This is a genomic window from Deinococcus cellulosilyticus NBRC 106333 = KACC 11606 (assembly GCF_007990775.1).
Lineage (GTDB): Bacteria > Deinococcota > Deinococci > Deinococcales > Deinococcaceae > Deinococcus_C > Deinococcus_C cellulosilyticus.
Window position 1 is genome coordinate 41842 of record NZ_BJXB01000021.1, and the last position, 14092, is coordinate 55933.

Consider the following 14092-nt stretch of genomic DNA (forward strand, 5'->3'; position numbering starts at 1 on the left):
CGCCAGTTCAGGCATGTGTGGACCTGCGGTTTTCCATACGCTGGGCATCAGGTGCCCCCATGAATCCGATCCAGAGCAGACCCCCCTTCCGATGGAACCTGCAAAAAGCAGAACAGCTTGGAACCCTGCCCCAGGAAGGTACAGAAGCTTACCCTGAATTTTTGCAGGACCTCAGAAGCTGCGCTGCGAAAGTGCTGGCCTTCAGCGACAATTGTGATCTGGTTTTTGTGGGGCGTTCTCCTGAAAGTCTTTACGATCACCTGCAGGGTGCACTGCAAGACACCCACTGGCAAGACCGCCTGCAGATGCTCAACATTTCCATCGGTGGCTGGGAGGTGACCTCCATTGAAAAGGAAAACCCTGGAGCTTTAAAGGCCATTGAACAGCAATTTCTGGCCCTGGGTCTGACCCCTCTGCAGATCCTGGCTCGCCCTCATCCGGTGGCTTTTGTGGATCTGGTGTGTGGGGGCTCCACTTTTCTGTCCCTGTACCTCCTGCTGCTGCACTGGGCTGCCAGAGACGGCGTTCCTGCCCGCGTGTTGTGCAACAAACTTCGGTTCATCGGGATCGTGGAAGCCCTCAAAACCAGTCCCAACACCTGGAGGTGGCATCAGAAGGCAAAGTGGGGAAATGCACCCATCCCCGAGGTCAAGAATGTCTCGGTGCCGTACCGTTTCTGGTTTTACCTGGGCGACCAGCAACACAAAGTGGCCCGCTGGAACCCACCTTTCTGCTGGACAGAAACCGCAATGCAGGAACCTCCCAGAGAATTCTGGCACCTGCAGGCACTGGGATTTGCCCGCACCCTTCACCTGACGGGCAGCAGCAAAACTGAAAAACAGCACCTTGTGCGTGAAATGGTTCAGCTTCCTGCCATGAAAGAAGGCTGGTACCGGACGCTGGTGATGCAGATCAAAGCTGGAGTGAGGGGATAAAACAAAAAATTCGCCCTTAAGGCGACTGATAAAAACAGTATAGCACGATATGCAATATTCAGCAAGTGAAACCAGCGCACTTCATGAAAGGACCTCCATGACCGAATTCTCCCAGCTCACGGCAAAAGCCCAGATCTACCGTCTCAGGCAGGCTGCATTTCAGGCCCTGAAAGCCTATCCTTTCGAGGTCAAACGCCTCACCGTGCTGAACCACGGATTCAACACCACCTTCCGGGTGGATGACACTGAGGGCAACAAATACGCCCTGCGCATCAATGTGAACAGCAGACGCAGCATCGAAAATGTGAATGCAGAAGTGGCCTGGCTGGATGCCCTGGCCCGGGAGACCGACATTCCCGTGGTGAAACCCCTGCGCACCAGAGACGGGGAAATCCTGCAGATGGTGCAGGTCCCTGGCATGGAAGAGCCTGTTCCATCTGCCCTGTTTGACTGGATTCCAGGACCACTGCTGGGAGACCGCAAATCAACAGCGCTGTTCCGGCAGCTCGGTCAGGTGACCGCAAAACTGCACCAGCATGCAAGCTCCTGGCAGCTGCCCGAAGGCTGTGCCCTTCCAGGCACCACCAGCATATACCTGGGGGACAAAGTGGTGCTTTTTGACCAGGAAGGTCAGGACAACCTGAACGATGAGCAACTTCAACTGTTCAGCACTGTGGCAGACCGGGCACAAACTGCACTGGATGGCATTTATGCCAGAGGGGGTCAGACCTTCCCCCTTCACACCGACCTGCACAGCCACAACATCAAAGTCTGGAAAAAGACCCTGCAGATCTTTGATTTTGACGATTGTGCAATGGGACACCCGATTCAGGACATCGCCAACGCCCTGTACTACCAGATTGGCTTCCCTGAACGGGAAGCGTACCATGCAGCTTTTCAGGAAGGCTATGCAGAGGTGCTCCCCTGGACTTTCGATGATGCAGAGATCGAAGCCCTGAAAGCTGGACGGGCAATCCTGCTGGCCAATGACGTGCTGAAAAACCTGAACCCGGATGTGCGCAAGTACATTCCCAGGTTTCTGGAACGCACCACCGGACGCATGAAACACTGGCTGGAACATGGAAGTTACTGCAATCCTGCAGAAGGGACTGACCCGCAATAAACTTTCTTCAAACAAAAAGCCGTCCAGTTGAATTCTGGACGGCTGTCACATGATTCTTCAGCGGACAAAGGTGGGCATGGGAGGGGCAGGAATGCTGGTGGCTTCCTCCGGGGTGCGGGCATGCCTGCGCTGCAACTCCAGTTCCAGGCTTTCAAAGCCCTTGCGCATGGCCCACTCGTGGTTCCAGCGAAAAATGGGCTTCATCAAAAAAGACAGATATTTCAGCAGTGGCTTTTCTGCAACGATGGACCAGTCATAGGTGATGTTCACGCAGTCCCCATCCTGCCTGAACGTCCAGATGCCCCTCCCCACAAAATCCCCTTTTGCCTCCAGGCTGAATCCATACGGGGCCCTCACCTCGGTGACTGTGAAAGACCAGCGCAGGGTGTAAGGCAACCAGCCTTTGGTGTACAGGTCCACCACCCTGCCGACCCCACTGGCATTTCCGGGGTTCAGGACTTTGACCTCCAGGTAGACACTGGGCCACCAGCGGGGCAGGCTTTCAGCATCTGCCAGAATGTCGCTGATTTCCTGGCAGGTGCTTTTCACGCGCCAGTGGGTCACGAAGTGGTAACTGTTGGTGCTTTCCGTCATGGGTTCACCTCTGGCCTGACTCACTGGGGAGGCAGGCAGTACTGCATGTGCTCTTCGTGCGGCACGAAGTAGGCATGGATGTCATAGTGCGGGATGGGATAACCTTCATGACCCATCGGCTGGAATTCAAAGTCCACATGATCAATCTTCAGGTAACCCTTTGGGGTTTTCAGGGTTTCCAGCCAGGACTTTCCGGCAGCGAAATCAGCCTGTGAAGGCATGATCTCCACAAAGACCATTTTGCCATTCATGAAGCCATAAATGGGTCCCAGCGGGAAGTCCTGCAGCCTGACCCAGTGCTCACCCATGGTCGGAACGCAATCCGAGACTTTGACGGTGTCTTCGGGAAGCCCCCACCTACGGGCAACTTTTGCCATCTCGGCCTTCTGTTCATCGGTGAAAGTGGGCATGCCAGGGGCCTGCCCCATGCTGGAATGGTCCATGCCAGAGTGATCCTGGGCCACGGCCAGACCAAGCAGCAGTGTTGCGCACAAAAGCAGTTTTTTCATGTTTTTCCTCTGGGGTTCTCCCCTGCATGTGCAGGGGAGGAAAAGGCCTTAGAAATCCCCGCAGATGATGCTGGGTCCCACAGCATCGGGGGTGTTGGCGTGAATGTTCAGGTACATGGGGGTCATCATGAATTTCACGCTGGCAGGGAGTTTGGTGTAGGCGGTGGCCATCCCTTTGTCATCGGCCATCAGGTTGTTCAGGCCGATGATCTTGTTGCCGTTTTGCATGGAACACATCGCATCGTTTGTTTCATTGAAGTGGATGTGGTTGGCGTACAAGCCAGACCCCGGGGTCAGGCCTTCCACATGCACAAAGACTTCATGCTCTCCACTGGGCCATGCGACCACCACGGCAGAGCCCATCATCTGCCCCATCCCCATCAGGGGCACGGTCATGACGGACATCTTGCCCATCATCATGTCGGAGGCGAAGGAAACGCTGCCCAGAGCTGCTGCCAGAATCAAAAGTCTTTTCATGTTGGATCACCCTTCAACTGGTTTAAGAGATGCCAGTGGTCCAGAAGGCCCCAGCGTTCCATCAGAAAGCCATCCCTGAATTTCAGGATGTCCACCACCTCCAGAGAAACCCTGCGTCTGGTGCACGGCAGGCCAGCAAAAGTGCCAACGTGCATGCCCGACCAGGTGCTGCGGCACACCACCAACTCCTGAAAAGCCCGGAATTCCTGCACCTGGACTTCTAAACTTTCAAAGGAAGCGTGGAGTTCTGCGAAGAAGCGTTTCTCTCCCTCCAGGTCTGGAGGAAGGTGGGGGAGCCTCGGGTCGTGGTTGAGAAACTGCGGGCTGATCACGTCTTCGATGACGCTCAGGTTCCCCCGTTCCACCACCTCGTCCAGAAAGTGCTGGAAGATGCTGCGGTTCGCCTCGGACATGCCCTGACCTCTTGAGAGACAGTGTGCATTCCGGGGTGTGAAAGAAACGTCAAAGATGCTCAGAGGGTTTGATGGCCTTTTTGACAGTGGCCTGACCCGAGGTGAATTTTTAAACAGTAAATTTTAATTGTAGGGATTCCAGCAATGTTTTGCCATGAGGAAAAACCCCAGTAGGTTTGTGCACCATTTTCCCTGAGAGTAAGACTGGTACGTTTTCAATCTTCAGACCCGGCCTTCAGCCCCCTTCATTGTCAGGATCACAGGTGATGTCATGAGCGAAAACACAAACGGCCCAACTCCGGGCATCAAACTCACCGTCTCGGGGTCAGGGTACCTGATCACCTCCGAGGGTTACACCCTTTATCGCTTTCTGCCCCTTTACATGCAGAAAAACAATCTGGGCCAGATCACCAAAGCCCAGCTGACCTGGGGCGATGAGTGGCCTGCCCTCATTCAGCCCTTGATTTTCCAGTATGTTCCTCTGCCTGCCCCTGCCACTGCAGGCCCTGGTGTCACCGGAGCCATTGAGGATTTTGAACGCACCGATGGAAAATACGGATACAAACAGGTCACTTACAATGGCTGGTGGCTGTACATTTTCACAGAAGACCGTGCTGGAGAAGTCAGAGGGATCGTTCCGGGCTTGTGGGATGTGGTTCCAGCAGATGTAGAACCTCTGTTGCCTCTGGATGAGGATGATGTTGGCGGTCCCCCACCCATTCTTGTTGGTGGTCCTTGAAGACCATCCATTCCACTGCTTCCAGTAAAACCTTCATGTAGCTCTTCTCAAAAAGCTGATTCTCAGGGGCACTCCCCTCCGAGTCAGCCAATCTTTTTTTCAACCTTTCCCACCTATATGTGCTCATGAAGGGATAGTCAATCACCTTTTTCAAAAAGTCATGATGGACCATCTCTTTAAACGAGGCGATAAAACACAATAATAGAGCTAAACTGTATCTGTCTCTCGATGATCTCATTCTATATATTAATTCGAACAAATCATAATTTTGATCTAGATTATTTATTACTTGGACAACTTTCAAGCTGTTATACATACTAATATTGTTATTGATTTGCGCTATTCCCATAGCATATAGCAGATCATTACTATCATCTGCAAATGAAGATATATCGAACATAAACTCATATTTTTTGCAAACAGCGTGCAAATATATATCCATAAATTCGTTATTTCTTGCCTCCTCTGATATTTGATCCATATACAATATATACCTCCGATCATCATCAATTCTAAATAAAATTATATTTTTAACATAATTTATATATAAATCTTGATACAGGTTTAATTTATCTAATCTTTTTTCAAGTTTTTCCATTATATCTTTAGCCAAATTGTTTTTATCATTCTCACTTAGAATCAGACAGTAATTTATACCATATAAAAACACTCTACCCTTATCACCTACCAAGATAGCCAAACTAAAAGCCTTCATATAGTATTCTTCAGAGACCCGATAATTACATACCGCCATAGCAACAGACGCTTTAATATTATAAACTTTCATTAAAACCTCTCTATCCATATCATGATCATCTAGCATTTCACAGATCCTAATTGCCTCACTATTTATTCCGATCCTGAAGCATAACCATGCGTATTCTATAAAGATATCAGGAAACTCTATTATTTTAATTGATCTGATGATATCTGAGTAAAATTGCAAGCCGATATGATAAAAACCAGAAGTGTCAAACATTTTCAAAAGTGGTAAGGTTTTTACTGTCGAGGAATGCAAAATTCTTCTGATGATTTCCATGAGATCCGGAATGGCTCCTGCAAACTCCATCAGTTGTTGACCAGGCGTTGCATCCATTGTATCCAGCAAATGCAGATGGTATTCCTGGTACTTCTGGCCAACCTCTGCTGGTGCATCTGGAATAAATCCACGCAATACCGGAGGTACCCGAAAACGCTGTCCGGGCTCCATCTGCAGCATGGATTTCCGCACAAGTTGCTGCAAAGTCCTGAGCTGCACCCCACTGACGATCACCGCAGCCTCTCTGGTGAAACTGCCCAGAAAACAATTCAGATTGGTCAGGGCCTGCTTTTCCTGTTCTGAAAGCAGATTCCAGCTGGCCTCAAAAATGGGTTTTAAACTCTGAGGGTCCCCTTCGGGGTCCACCACCTGCTGTACTTCCTCGCGAATCTCTTTCAAAGAAAGAATCTGGGTCCAGCTGGAAGCCATTTCCAGCGCCAGAGGAAGGCCACTGAGGGCAGCGCACAGATGCACCACATCCTGCGCATCTTCAGGCCGAATTTTGAAAGCTGCATGGTTTCGTTTTGCGTGCTTCTCAAAACACTGCACTGCCGGGTGATTCATGACCTCGCTGAGGCCCATGCCACGGTACTCCTGAATGCTGAAAGGCTCCAGCTTCAAAAGGCTCTCCTCTGGAAGCTGCAAGGGTTGCCTGCAGGTCACAATCACCCGCAGGTCAGGGAAACGCAGCCAGTTCTGCAGGTGGTCCAGTCCAGAAAGCTGGTCTGCCCCATCAATCACCACGATGCCCTTGTGGTATCTCAGGGTGTCGGTGAGGCCCACCCAGGGATCTGCCTGCTGCACATTCAGACCCAGCTGGTGCAGCAGGCCACTGGCGTCTTTCAGGCCATCTGCCTTGAGCCAGAGGGTGTCCTCAGGATGATGCTCAGCACAATAAGCCCGCACCAGGGTGCTCTTTCCCACCCCACCCAGACCTGTGATGGTCACAATCGCTGGAGGGATCTGCTGAAGGCGCTCATGCAGGAGTTGAAGTTCCTGATCCCGCCCCACAAAGACCTGCACGGGACGGATGGCGGTCTGCAGGTTGGTCTTCTGGGGCACCTGCAAGGTGGTCAGGTCCACACCCAGTTCTGCAGCTTCTTTGAGGACCCGGTGTTCCAGGTACCCTTCCAGTCCCAGCGTGTATAAAAAACGCAGCATCTCCAGTGTGGGTGGAGGGGCACCATCAATCTGGAAAAACTGCTCTGCCAGGGCCTGAAACTGGTCTGGCATGGAATAACGCACCTTCTGCGCCTCGTACAGAACAGACCACTGCACCAGAGAGGCCAGTTTTTCGCGGGTCTCGAAAATCCAGTCTTCAAGTTCGGTGCTGGAGTTCTTCAGGTCAAGTCCCTTCAGGAAAGCCCCTGAGTACAGCTTGATCACCTCGCTGTACTGTTGTTGCTGGTAGAACTGGGTCAATTCCTGGGCGTCGGTGTGGATCAGGGACTCCACCTGATTTTGCACCGATCTGAAGAGGTCCTTGCCCAGACCCTGCAGATAACTGAGGGCCACACGCAGACTGGTTGCCGGGTCGGCAGCTTCGGGCCAGAAGAGCATCTGCAGGTGTTTGCGGTCCTGTTTGCCTTCCAGGGCCAGATAGCAGAGCAGAAGCAGGTTCTTGGGTTTGATCGGTTTGATGCCTGCTTCGAGTGCGCCCAGCGTCTGTACGTGCATGCCTTCAGGGTAGGGTGTCTTGCCCAGTGAGGTGCTCAGGGAAAACCCTTATTGCAGTTGTGCACATTTCCTGATTGGCCGTTAACGCCCTGTTAACACCTGAATGGGCACACTGATGCCAGGAGGATCACCATGCTCGCGCCCGACCACACCCTGATTCAAGAGGCACTGACCGAACACCTCAACCTGCACCACCAGTTGAAATTGAAACTGCATGCCCTCACCACCCTCAACCTGCAGGGCCAGCATGACCTCTCCCAGAGCATCCTGCACAGCGTGAAACATGACGTCCTGAACGCCGGACTGAAACTCCTTCCTGAATTCTCCCTGCTCACCCCACGCAGCTACATGGAGTACACCGTGCAGCTTGAGCGCTCCCTCAAACAGCTGCGCCCCATCATGCAGCATGTGGTGGCCCATCAGGCCGGGGTGCCCTCCGAAGAACAAAAACAGCACCTCATCCATGAAATCCTGCGCCTCAAAAAAGCTTCGGAACAGCAGCACCTGCGCCACATCGAACTGAGAAAACAACTGAACCAGCTCCTCACCCCCCTCAGGCAGCACTTCATGGACCTCAGCACCCTCCTCGAAGACCGCCTGAGTGCCGAAGGGGAGGAGCAGCACACCATCGAACACCTGCAATCCCAGCTTCAGCTTCTGGTGCAGAAACTCGGGCGGGACGCGGCAGAAGCCACCCCCTCCTCCATCACCTTTGGGACCCCGGTGCATGGCCTGACCCTGCGCCTGCGTTTCCAGCAATACCAGGAGGAAGCCCCTGTGGGACAGCTCGGGGTCACGGTCTCCTGCCTGGGGGTGGCTCTTGGAAGCCAGCTTCTGACCCCCGAACTGCAAAGGGACCTGGACCTGCTGAATTCTGGCATGCAGCACCTGCACCTTGAGCAGCAACTGCTGGTGGTGGCCCACGGGGCCAGAGATTTCGTGAAAGGCCTCCTCAAGACCGTTCGACGCGCCGATGAGCATCAGGCAGCCCAGGCTTACCTGTGGACCATCAACAGCAAACTTCTGGATGCCCTGCTCGACACGCTGACCCAGCCACAAATTCGGGTGCAGACCATCAAACTGCTGCACTCCCTGCTGTCTGCAAGTCCAGCATGGCAGAAGGTCAGTGAGTTTGCCCTGCAAAGCCAGAGCACCACCACCCACCTGACCGAGGTCATCACCCTGCCCCCTGTGATGCTGGCGGCCTCCACAAGCATGCAGGGCGCATGATGCCCCCCGAAATGGACTTCTGGCCCACCCCCCAAGACCCACCCTGGAGGCCCCACATGCTGGAAACCGTGACAGACCTGCTCATCTCCCCACCCAACCTCGGGGATTTCAACCCCCAGAGCACCCTGACCCCCAGCGGTTGCCCCATCGAGTGGACTTTTGCCTCACACCCCGAGACGTTGCGCTACACCCTGGACCTGCATGCCAGACAGATCCCGGAACACCTCAGACCCCTGATGCCAGGGTTGACCTACTGCTGGGTACACATCCAGAAAACCGGAAGCCACACCCGCCACCAGCTTCTGAAACTCCACAACTGGAACGACCCTGACCCCCTCTACCTGGAAGATTGCGTGCCTGTGCTTTCTGGTTTTCATCAGGTGGCACCTGCCACAGAAACCCACTACCTGCATCAGGAGCCCACCCCACAGAGCCTGGAGATGCTGCTGCAAGACCAGCACAGCCCCCACCTCCCTGCCTTCTGGAACGACCTGCGCTTCCTGAGCGGGCACCCCACCCGCACCCTGCCCCGCAAATCCCCCATCACGCTTGTGATGCAGCAAAACAGCATCGCCGTGCAAGTCCCTGCCTCTGTCCTCTTCCCGGATGAACAGGTGGCCAGACGCAAAGTCGGACAGTGGTTCATCCACCGGGGTTACACCGAAGCCATGCAGCACTCGGGCCTGATGCACACCACCCTGGGATGGGAATTCACCCCCACGCGCCTGGTTCGCACGGTGGGGGTCACTTTAAGGAACTGGAGGTGATGGGGGGATCTTTTACCTGCTCAGTCGAGCAAACCTGTCCTTGCCCCTTTGAAGCACCACAGGCTCAGACAGGTCCAGGAATGCCTGAGGGTCCGTGAAGGTTTCACCGTTCAGCTTGATGCCCTTCTGCTCCACGAAACGGCGGGCTTCCTTGTTGCTGGTGGCCAGACCTCCGAGCACGATCAATTTCAGGATGCCCACTTTGCCTGCCTCGTTGAAGTCTGCTTCAGGGACAGTGGTGGTCTGCAGATCGTCCGGGATGCCCCCCTTGGCAATTTGTTCATACCGCTCTTTTGCAACTTCAAATTTACTTTGAATTTCTAGCCAGTCTTTAAAAATAGCAGTATCTTTATTTTTTAATGCTAATTCTATTATACTATTAGTCTCTTTGATTAACATTTCTCGGAAAATATCAAAATTGTTATGAAATTTAATAATAATGTTATGATATCTCTGCTTTTCATTTATATCCGTAAATTCCATTCGTGACAATTCATCAATAAGGTTAGGAAGCTCCTGTATTTGATCACAGAGGTTCTTTATTGACTGTACCGTCTGAGAAGGCAAGTTATTTGTATTATGGGTTAAAATAAATCTAAGACCAGGTAAAAGTTCATATAAATCTCGTAGTCCTTTCAGAAATTTGCCGGTGTTACCCGCTTTAGCTATATCAAAAATAGCAGTAAAGTCATCATACCTAAGAAGGGTGACCAGCGTAGATTCATCTGTTATGTCATATTTTCCATGAATCCAAGCAACCACTAATGTCGCCAAAATCCTATGTGACCTTATAGGGTGGAGAGTCAGAATGTTTTCAATAGTGTTAATAGAAAGATCGGTAAGCAGTGTGAAGTAGTTCTCCAGCAGGTTATCCGGTACCTTCATCAGCTTGGCGAACATCACATCTGGAGTGTCAGTCAGGCCGATGTAATTGTTCAGGCTCTTGGACATCTTCTCAACCCCATCCAGACCCACCAGCAAGGGCAGGGTGAGGACCACCTGGGGCTCCTGCTCGTACTGGCCTTGCAGGGTGCGGCCCACGAGGTTGTTGAACAGCTGATCGGTTCCACCCAGCTCCACATCCGCTTCGAGGGCCACGGAATCGTAACCCTGGGTCAGGGGGTACAGCAGTTCGTGCAGGCTGATGGGGGTGCCGCTCTGCAACCTCTTGGTGAAGTCGTCCCGCTCCAGAATGCGGGCCACGGTGTAACGGGAGGCCAGACGGATCACGTCAGCATACCCGAGGGGTTCGAGCCACTCGCTGTTGTAGCGCAGTTCCAGCACCTCAGGGTCGTCCTTGAGGATCAATTTGCACTGCTCCAGGTAACTGTGGGCGTTCTGGCGGGTTTCCTCCAGGGTGAGGGGGGGACGGGTTTTGCTCTTGCCACTGGGGTCCCCGATCATGGCGGTGAAATCCCCGATCAGCATGATCACCTTGTGCCCGAGCTCCTGAAATTGCCGCATCTTCTTGAGGATCACCGCATGCCCGAGGTGAAGGTCCGGGCGGGTGGGGTCGGCCCCAAGTTTGACGCGCAGTTGCTTGCCGGTTTCGATTTTCCTTTTCAGGTCCTCTTCGCTGATCAGGTCCACCGCGCCGCGTTTCAGAATCTCGATTTGCTGCTGTGCAGGAATCATTCTCTTCTCCTTCAAAAAAAAACCGTGCCGTTTCTCGGGCACGCCTTGGGGGGTTGGTTGAAAAGCAACAGTCCGCTTAAACGCCAATCCTTTTGGGCGCTGCAGCAGAATAATATCGCTTCTCGAACATGGGAACAGTCTAAAGGCTAAGTTCTGGAATCTCAAGGGCGTGGGCTATAAGGGCAGAAGGCTGAAAATGGTTTGCTCCTGCTCGACCAGAAACGCGCAAGGCTCCTGCTGGTGCTGGAGAACGACTGAACTTCTGCCTTCTGCCTTCTGCCTTCTGCTGCCCTCGGCTCTAGGCAAAACCCTGTAAAATCAAACATGCTCAAAGATCTGTTTGCCAGCCAGCCTTTCACCGGAGAACTCATCTGGATCGGCCTGAGGCCTGCCTACCGTCAGGACCTTTCGGTGGTGGAAGAAGTGGAGGCCATCACCGATGCCGGTCTGGTGGGGGACCACACTGGAGCGCAGGGCCTGAAAAACATCCAGTCGAAGGGGAAAAATCCCAGCAAAAGACAGGTGACGCTCATTCAGGCGGAGCATCTGGATGTGGTGGCAAGGCTTCTGGAGAAGGCCGAGATCGAACCTGAGCTGCTGAGGCGCAATCTGGTGGTGCGCGGCATCAATTTGCATGCCCTGAAAAAAGCCCGTTTTCGCATCGGGGAGGTGCTTTTTGAGGGCACCGGGGACTGTCATCCCTGCAGCCGCATGGAGGAGGTTCTGGGCCCAGGAGGCTACAACGCCATGCGCGGGCATGGTGGGATCACCGCACGGGTGCTGGAGGGAGGAATCCTGCATCTGGCAGATGTGGTTCGGCTGGAGACTCCGTTAGAATTTCAAGGGTGAATCCTGAGTTTCTGGCAAACATCAAACTGTATTTTGAGGAAGGCGAAACCTGGCTGCAGACGCTGCCCACCCTGCTTGAACATTTCGCTGCGGAGTGGAACCTTGAGCTCGGCGAACCTTTCGAGAACCTGTCTTTCAATTATGTGACCCGTGCAAAGCGCAATGGGCAGGATGTGGTTCTGAAACTGGGGGTCCCCAGAGATGAACTGCGCAGTGAGATTGCAGCCCTGAGGCTCTATGGTGGGGTGGGGTCTGTCCGTCTGCTGGAGGCAGATGCAGATCAGGGGGCACTGCTCATCGAGCGCCTCTTCCCGGGCCAGATGCTCAGCATCCTTCCTGAGGACCAGACCGTCAGGGTCATGTGTGAGGTGATGCAGAAGATCTGGCACCCTGTGCCTGAGAACAGCAGCTTTCCCAGCGTTGCCGACTGGCATGAGGGTCTGGCTGAATTTCCTCGCAGCGGGACAGGGATTCCCGCAGAGGTGCTGGATCTGGCAGAAAGCTTTTATCAGGAGATGCAGGAGACTGCAGAGGCCCCGGTGGTTCTGCATGGGGATCTTCACCATTTCAATGTTCTGAGTGCTGGAGAGGGCTGGCTGGCCATTGACCCCAAGGGCATCACCGGGGAGAGAACCTATGAAATCGGGGCTTTCCTGCGCAATCCCTGGCCTGCACTGTATGAGACCTACACCCCGGAAGAACTGAGAGAAGTGCAACGCAAGCGGGTGGAGCAGTTTGCACAGCATCTCGGCCTTTCCCGCGAACGCATCCTGAAGTGGGGGTACTACATTTTTGTGCTGTCTGCCGTCTGGGGGTACTCGGAAACCAGTGACAACTGGAAGAAAGAGCTGCTGGGGGCCAGCATCCTGAAGGACCTTTTGTGAACCTCAAGAGCTTAGAGCCCAGACTTCAGACGGTGCTGGAGTGGGTTCCGAACGGCGTCCATGCAGACATTGGGGCAGACCATGCCTACCTGCTCGGGAACCTGCTGGGCCAGAACCGCATTTTGAGAGGCATTGCTGTAGAGAAAAATCAGGAACCTTTCGAACTGGCCTGCAAAAACCTGGAGAAATTTGGGAGCCGTGCAGAGGCCCGACTGGGAGATGGCCTGGGACCTCTTGCTGCTGGAGAGGTGGACAGCATCAGCATCTGTGGCATGGGTGCAGGGCTCATGGTGAAGATCCTGCAGGCCCATCCAGAGCGGGTTCCAGATCAGGTGATCACGCAGCCCAACGACTCTGCAGAGCCCATGAGACGCTGGGCATGGGAGAGGGGTTTTCATGTGAAACAGGAAACCCTCACGCTGGGCTTCTGGCATTATCCTGTGCTGCACTTTGAAAGAAAGACAGGAGAGGACCCCAGCTATGCAGGTTTACCTCTGGATGTGGCTTTCAGGTTCGGACCTCACCTGCTGAAACGCAAAGAACCTTTGCTGCTGGACCATGTTTTGCAACAGCAAAAAAGATTGACCCAGCTGGAGGGCACAGGAAATCCAAAAGTTCAGCGGGATCTTGATTGTGTGAGAAGTGCGCTGGAAATATTACAGAAATAAAACACTTTTTGCTGTGATGCCCGTCACGACCTGCAGAAAGGGAAATTCAATAATGGAGGCATGAAATTGAAAATGTTTCTGTTTATGGCTGGTTTAATCGTTTCTTCCGCACAGGCACAAAGCAACTTCGCTGCCCAAATCAATGGTCTTCAGGGCATCGGCGTCGAGTATGAACAGGGGATTTCTGGACCATGGGCGGCCAGCATTCAGGCTTCCTACCTCCCCCATGTGCTGCCCTATGATGGTTTTTCTGGAGGTGTGGGGATCAAATACTTTGCTGATCCAGGCCTCTCAGGACTTTTCGGGGCCATGTACCTGAACGGGCAGTGGCTGACCTCCACCGACAACACCCTGACCGATTTCAAGGGTTCCACCCTGGTGGCCAATGTGCAGTTGCATGTTGGTGAGCGCTGGAAACTCTCAGATGCTCTTGCCCTCAACCTGGAAGGTGGAGCCACCGTCTCCTACTGGAAAAATGCTGAACGCCAGTGGAAGGTGCTGCCCAGCCTGAAATTTGGAGTGAACTTCTACTTTTGATCCCTCCCAGGTCCTT

The 14092-nt window shown here is 53.4% G+C and carries 15 protein-coding genes and 1 pseudogene; 9 read left to right on the plus strand and 7 right to left on the minus strand.

Going from position 1 to position 14092, the window contains the following annotated elements; all coding sequences use genetic code 11:
* Window positions 1–59: 59 nt before the first annotated feature.
* Window positions 60–935, plus strand: coding sequence for a hypothetical protein (locus DC3_RS20125; protein ID WP_146887543.1), 876 nt, complete (start codon window positions 60–62; stop codon window positions 933–935).
* Between the two features lie 97 nt (window positions 936–1032).
* On the plus strand, window positions 1033–2058 hold the full coding sequence (locus DC3_RS20130) for a phosphotransferase enzyme family protein (RefSeq protein WP_186816150.1): 1026 nt from the start codon (window positions 1033–1035) through the stop codon (window positions 2056–2058).
* 57 nt (window positions 2059–2115) lie between these two features.
* Here DC3_RS20130 and DC3_RS20135 read toward each other — a convergent pair whose 3' ends face one another.
* From DC3_RS20135 to DC3_RS20150, 4 genes are read right to left on the minus strand one after another with little or no spacing between them, the layout of a single operon-like run.
* Complete coding sequence (locus tag DC3_RS20135; protein WP_146887547.1) at window positions 2116–2652, minus strand: SRPBCC family protein; 537 nt, start codon at window positions 2650–2652, stop codon at window positions 2116–2118.
* 20 nt (window positions 2653–2672) lie between these two features.
* Complete coding sequence (locus DC3_RS20140) at window positions 2673–3161, minus strand: hypothetical protein (RefSeq protein ID WP_222594808.1); 489 nt, start codon at window positions 3159–3161, stop codon at window positions 2673–2675.
* A gap of 48 nt (window positions 3162–3209) precedes the next feature.
* Window positions 3210–3638 carry a hypothetical protein gene (locus DC3_RS20145; protein WP_146887549.1) on the minus strand — a complete coding sequence of 143 codons (429 nt, stop codon included), beginning with the start codon at window positions 3636–3638 and terminating at the stop codon, window positions 3210–3212.
* Complete coding sequence (locus DC3_RS20150; RefSeq protein WP_146887550.1) at window positions 3635–4051, minus strand: ester cyclase; 417 nt, start codon at window positions 4049–4051, stop codon at window positions 3635–3637. The genes DC3_RS20145 and DC3_RS20150 overlap by 4 nt, the downstream gene beginning before the upstream one ends.
* A gap of 271 nt (window positions 4052–4322) precedes the next feature.
* Here DC3_RS20150 and DC3_RS20155 point away from each other — a divergent pair, with 271 nt between their 5' ends.
* Window positions 4323–4790 carry a COG4315 family predicted lipoprotein gene (locus DC3_RS20155; RefSeq protein WP_146887552.1) on the plus strand — a complete coding sequence of 156 codons (468 nt, stop codon included), beginning with the start codon at window positions 4323–4325 and terminating at the stop codon, window positions 4788–4790.
* On the opposite strand, the gene DC3_RS20160 is transcribed toward DC3_RS20155, so the two are convergent.
* Entirely contained in the window at window positions 4675–7506 is a 2832-nt protein-coding gene (locus tag DC3_RS20160) for an ATP-binding protein (RefSeq protein ID WP_146887554.1), read from the minus strand. The two genes, DC3_RS20155 and DC3_RS20160, sit on opposite strands and share 116 nt — an antisense overlap.
* 132 nt (window positions 7507–7638) lie before the next feature.
* On the opposite strand from DC3_RS20160, the gene DC3_RS20165 reads away from it, so the two are divergent.
* Together DC3_RS20165 and DC3_RS20170 are read left to right on the plus strand one after the other, a co-directional pair.
* Entirely contained in the window at window positions 7639–8736 is a 1098-nt protein-coding gene (locus DC3_RS20165) for a hypothetical protein (RefSeq protein WP_146887556.1), read from the plus strand.
* The gene (locus tag DC3_RS20170; RefSeq protein WP_146887558.1) at window positions 8733–9503 is read left to right on the plus strand and encodes a hypothetical protein; all 771 of its coding nucleotides are present in this window, start codon (window positions 8733–8735) and stop codon (window positions 9501–9503) included. Before DC3_RS20165 ends, DC3_RS20170 begins: the two co-directional genes overlap by 4 nt.
* A gap of 12 nt (window positions 9504–9515) precedes the next feature.
* On the opposite strand, the gene DC3_RS30165 is transcribed toward DC3_RS20170, so the two are convergent.
* Together DC3_RS30165 and tyrS are read right to left on the minus strand one after the other, a co-directional pair.
* Entirely contained in the window at window positions 9516–9986 is a 471-nt protein-coding gene (locus DC3_RS30165) for a hypothetical protein (RefSeq protein WP_371863442.1), read from the minus strand.
* 246 nt (window positions 9987–10232) lie between these two features.
* Window positions 10233–11138, minus strand: a pseudogene (tyrS, locus tag DC3_RS29615) (tyrosine--tRNA ligase); the annotation flags it as partial.
* Between the two features lie 324 nt (window positions 11139–11462).
* On the opposite strand from tyrS, the gene DC3_RS20180 reads away from it, so the two are divergent.
* Genes DC3_RS20180 through DC3_RS20195 form a run of 4 tightly spaced genes read left to right on the plus strand, consistent with a single transcriptional unit; the run spans window position 11463 to window position 14076 of the window.
* A complete protein-coding gene (locus tag DC3_RS20180; protein WP_146887562.1) occupies window positions 11463–11987 on the plus strand; it encodes an MOSC domain-containing protein in 525 nt (174 codons plus the stop codon).
* Window positions 11984–12871, plus strand: a complete 888-nt coding sequence (locus DC3_RS20185; RefSeq protein ID WP_186816151.1) for an aminoglycoside phosphotransferase family protein — start codon at window positions 11984–11986, stop codon at window positions 12869–12871. Before DC3_RS20180 ends, DC3_RS20185 begins: the two co-directional genes overlap by 4 nt.
* Entirely contained in the window at window positions 12868–13539 is a 672-nt protein-coding gene (locus DC3_RS20190) for a tRNA (adenine(22)-N(1))-methyltransferase (protein ID WP_186816152.1), read from the plus strand. The genes DC3_RS20185 and DC3_RS20190 overlap by 4 nt, the downstream gene beginning before the upstream one ends.
* A 60-nt stretch (window positions 13540–13599) precedes the next feature.
* Window positions 13600–14076, plus strand: coding sequence for a hypothetical protein (locus DC3_RS20195; RefSeq protein ID WP_146887567.1), 477 nt, complete (start codon window positions 13600–13602; stop codon window positions 14074–14076).
* The last annotated feature ends 16 nt before the right edge of the window (window positions 14077–14092 follow it).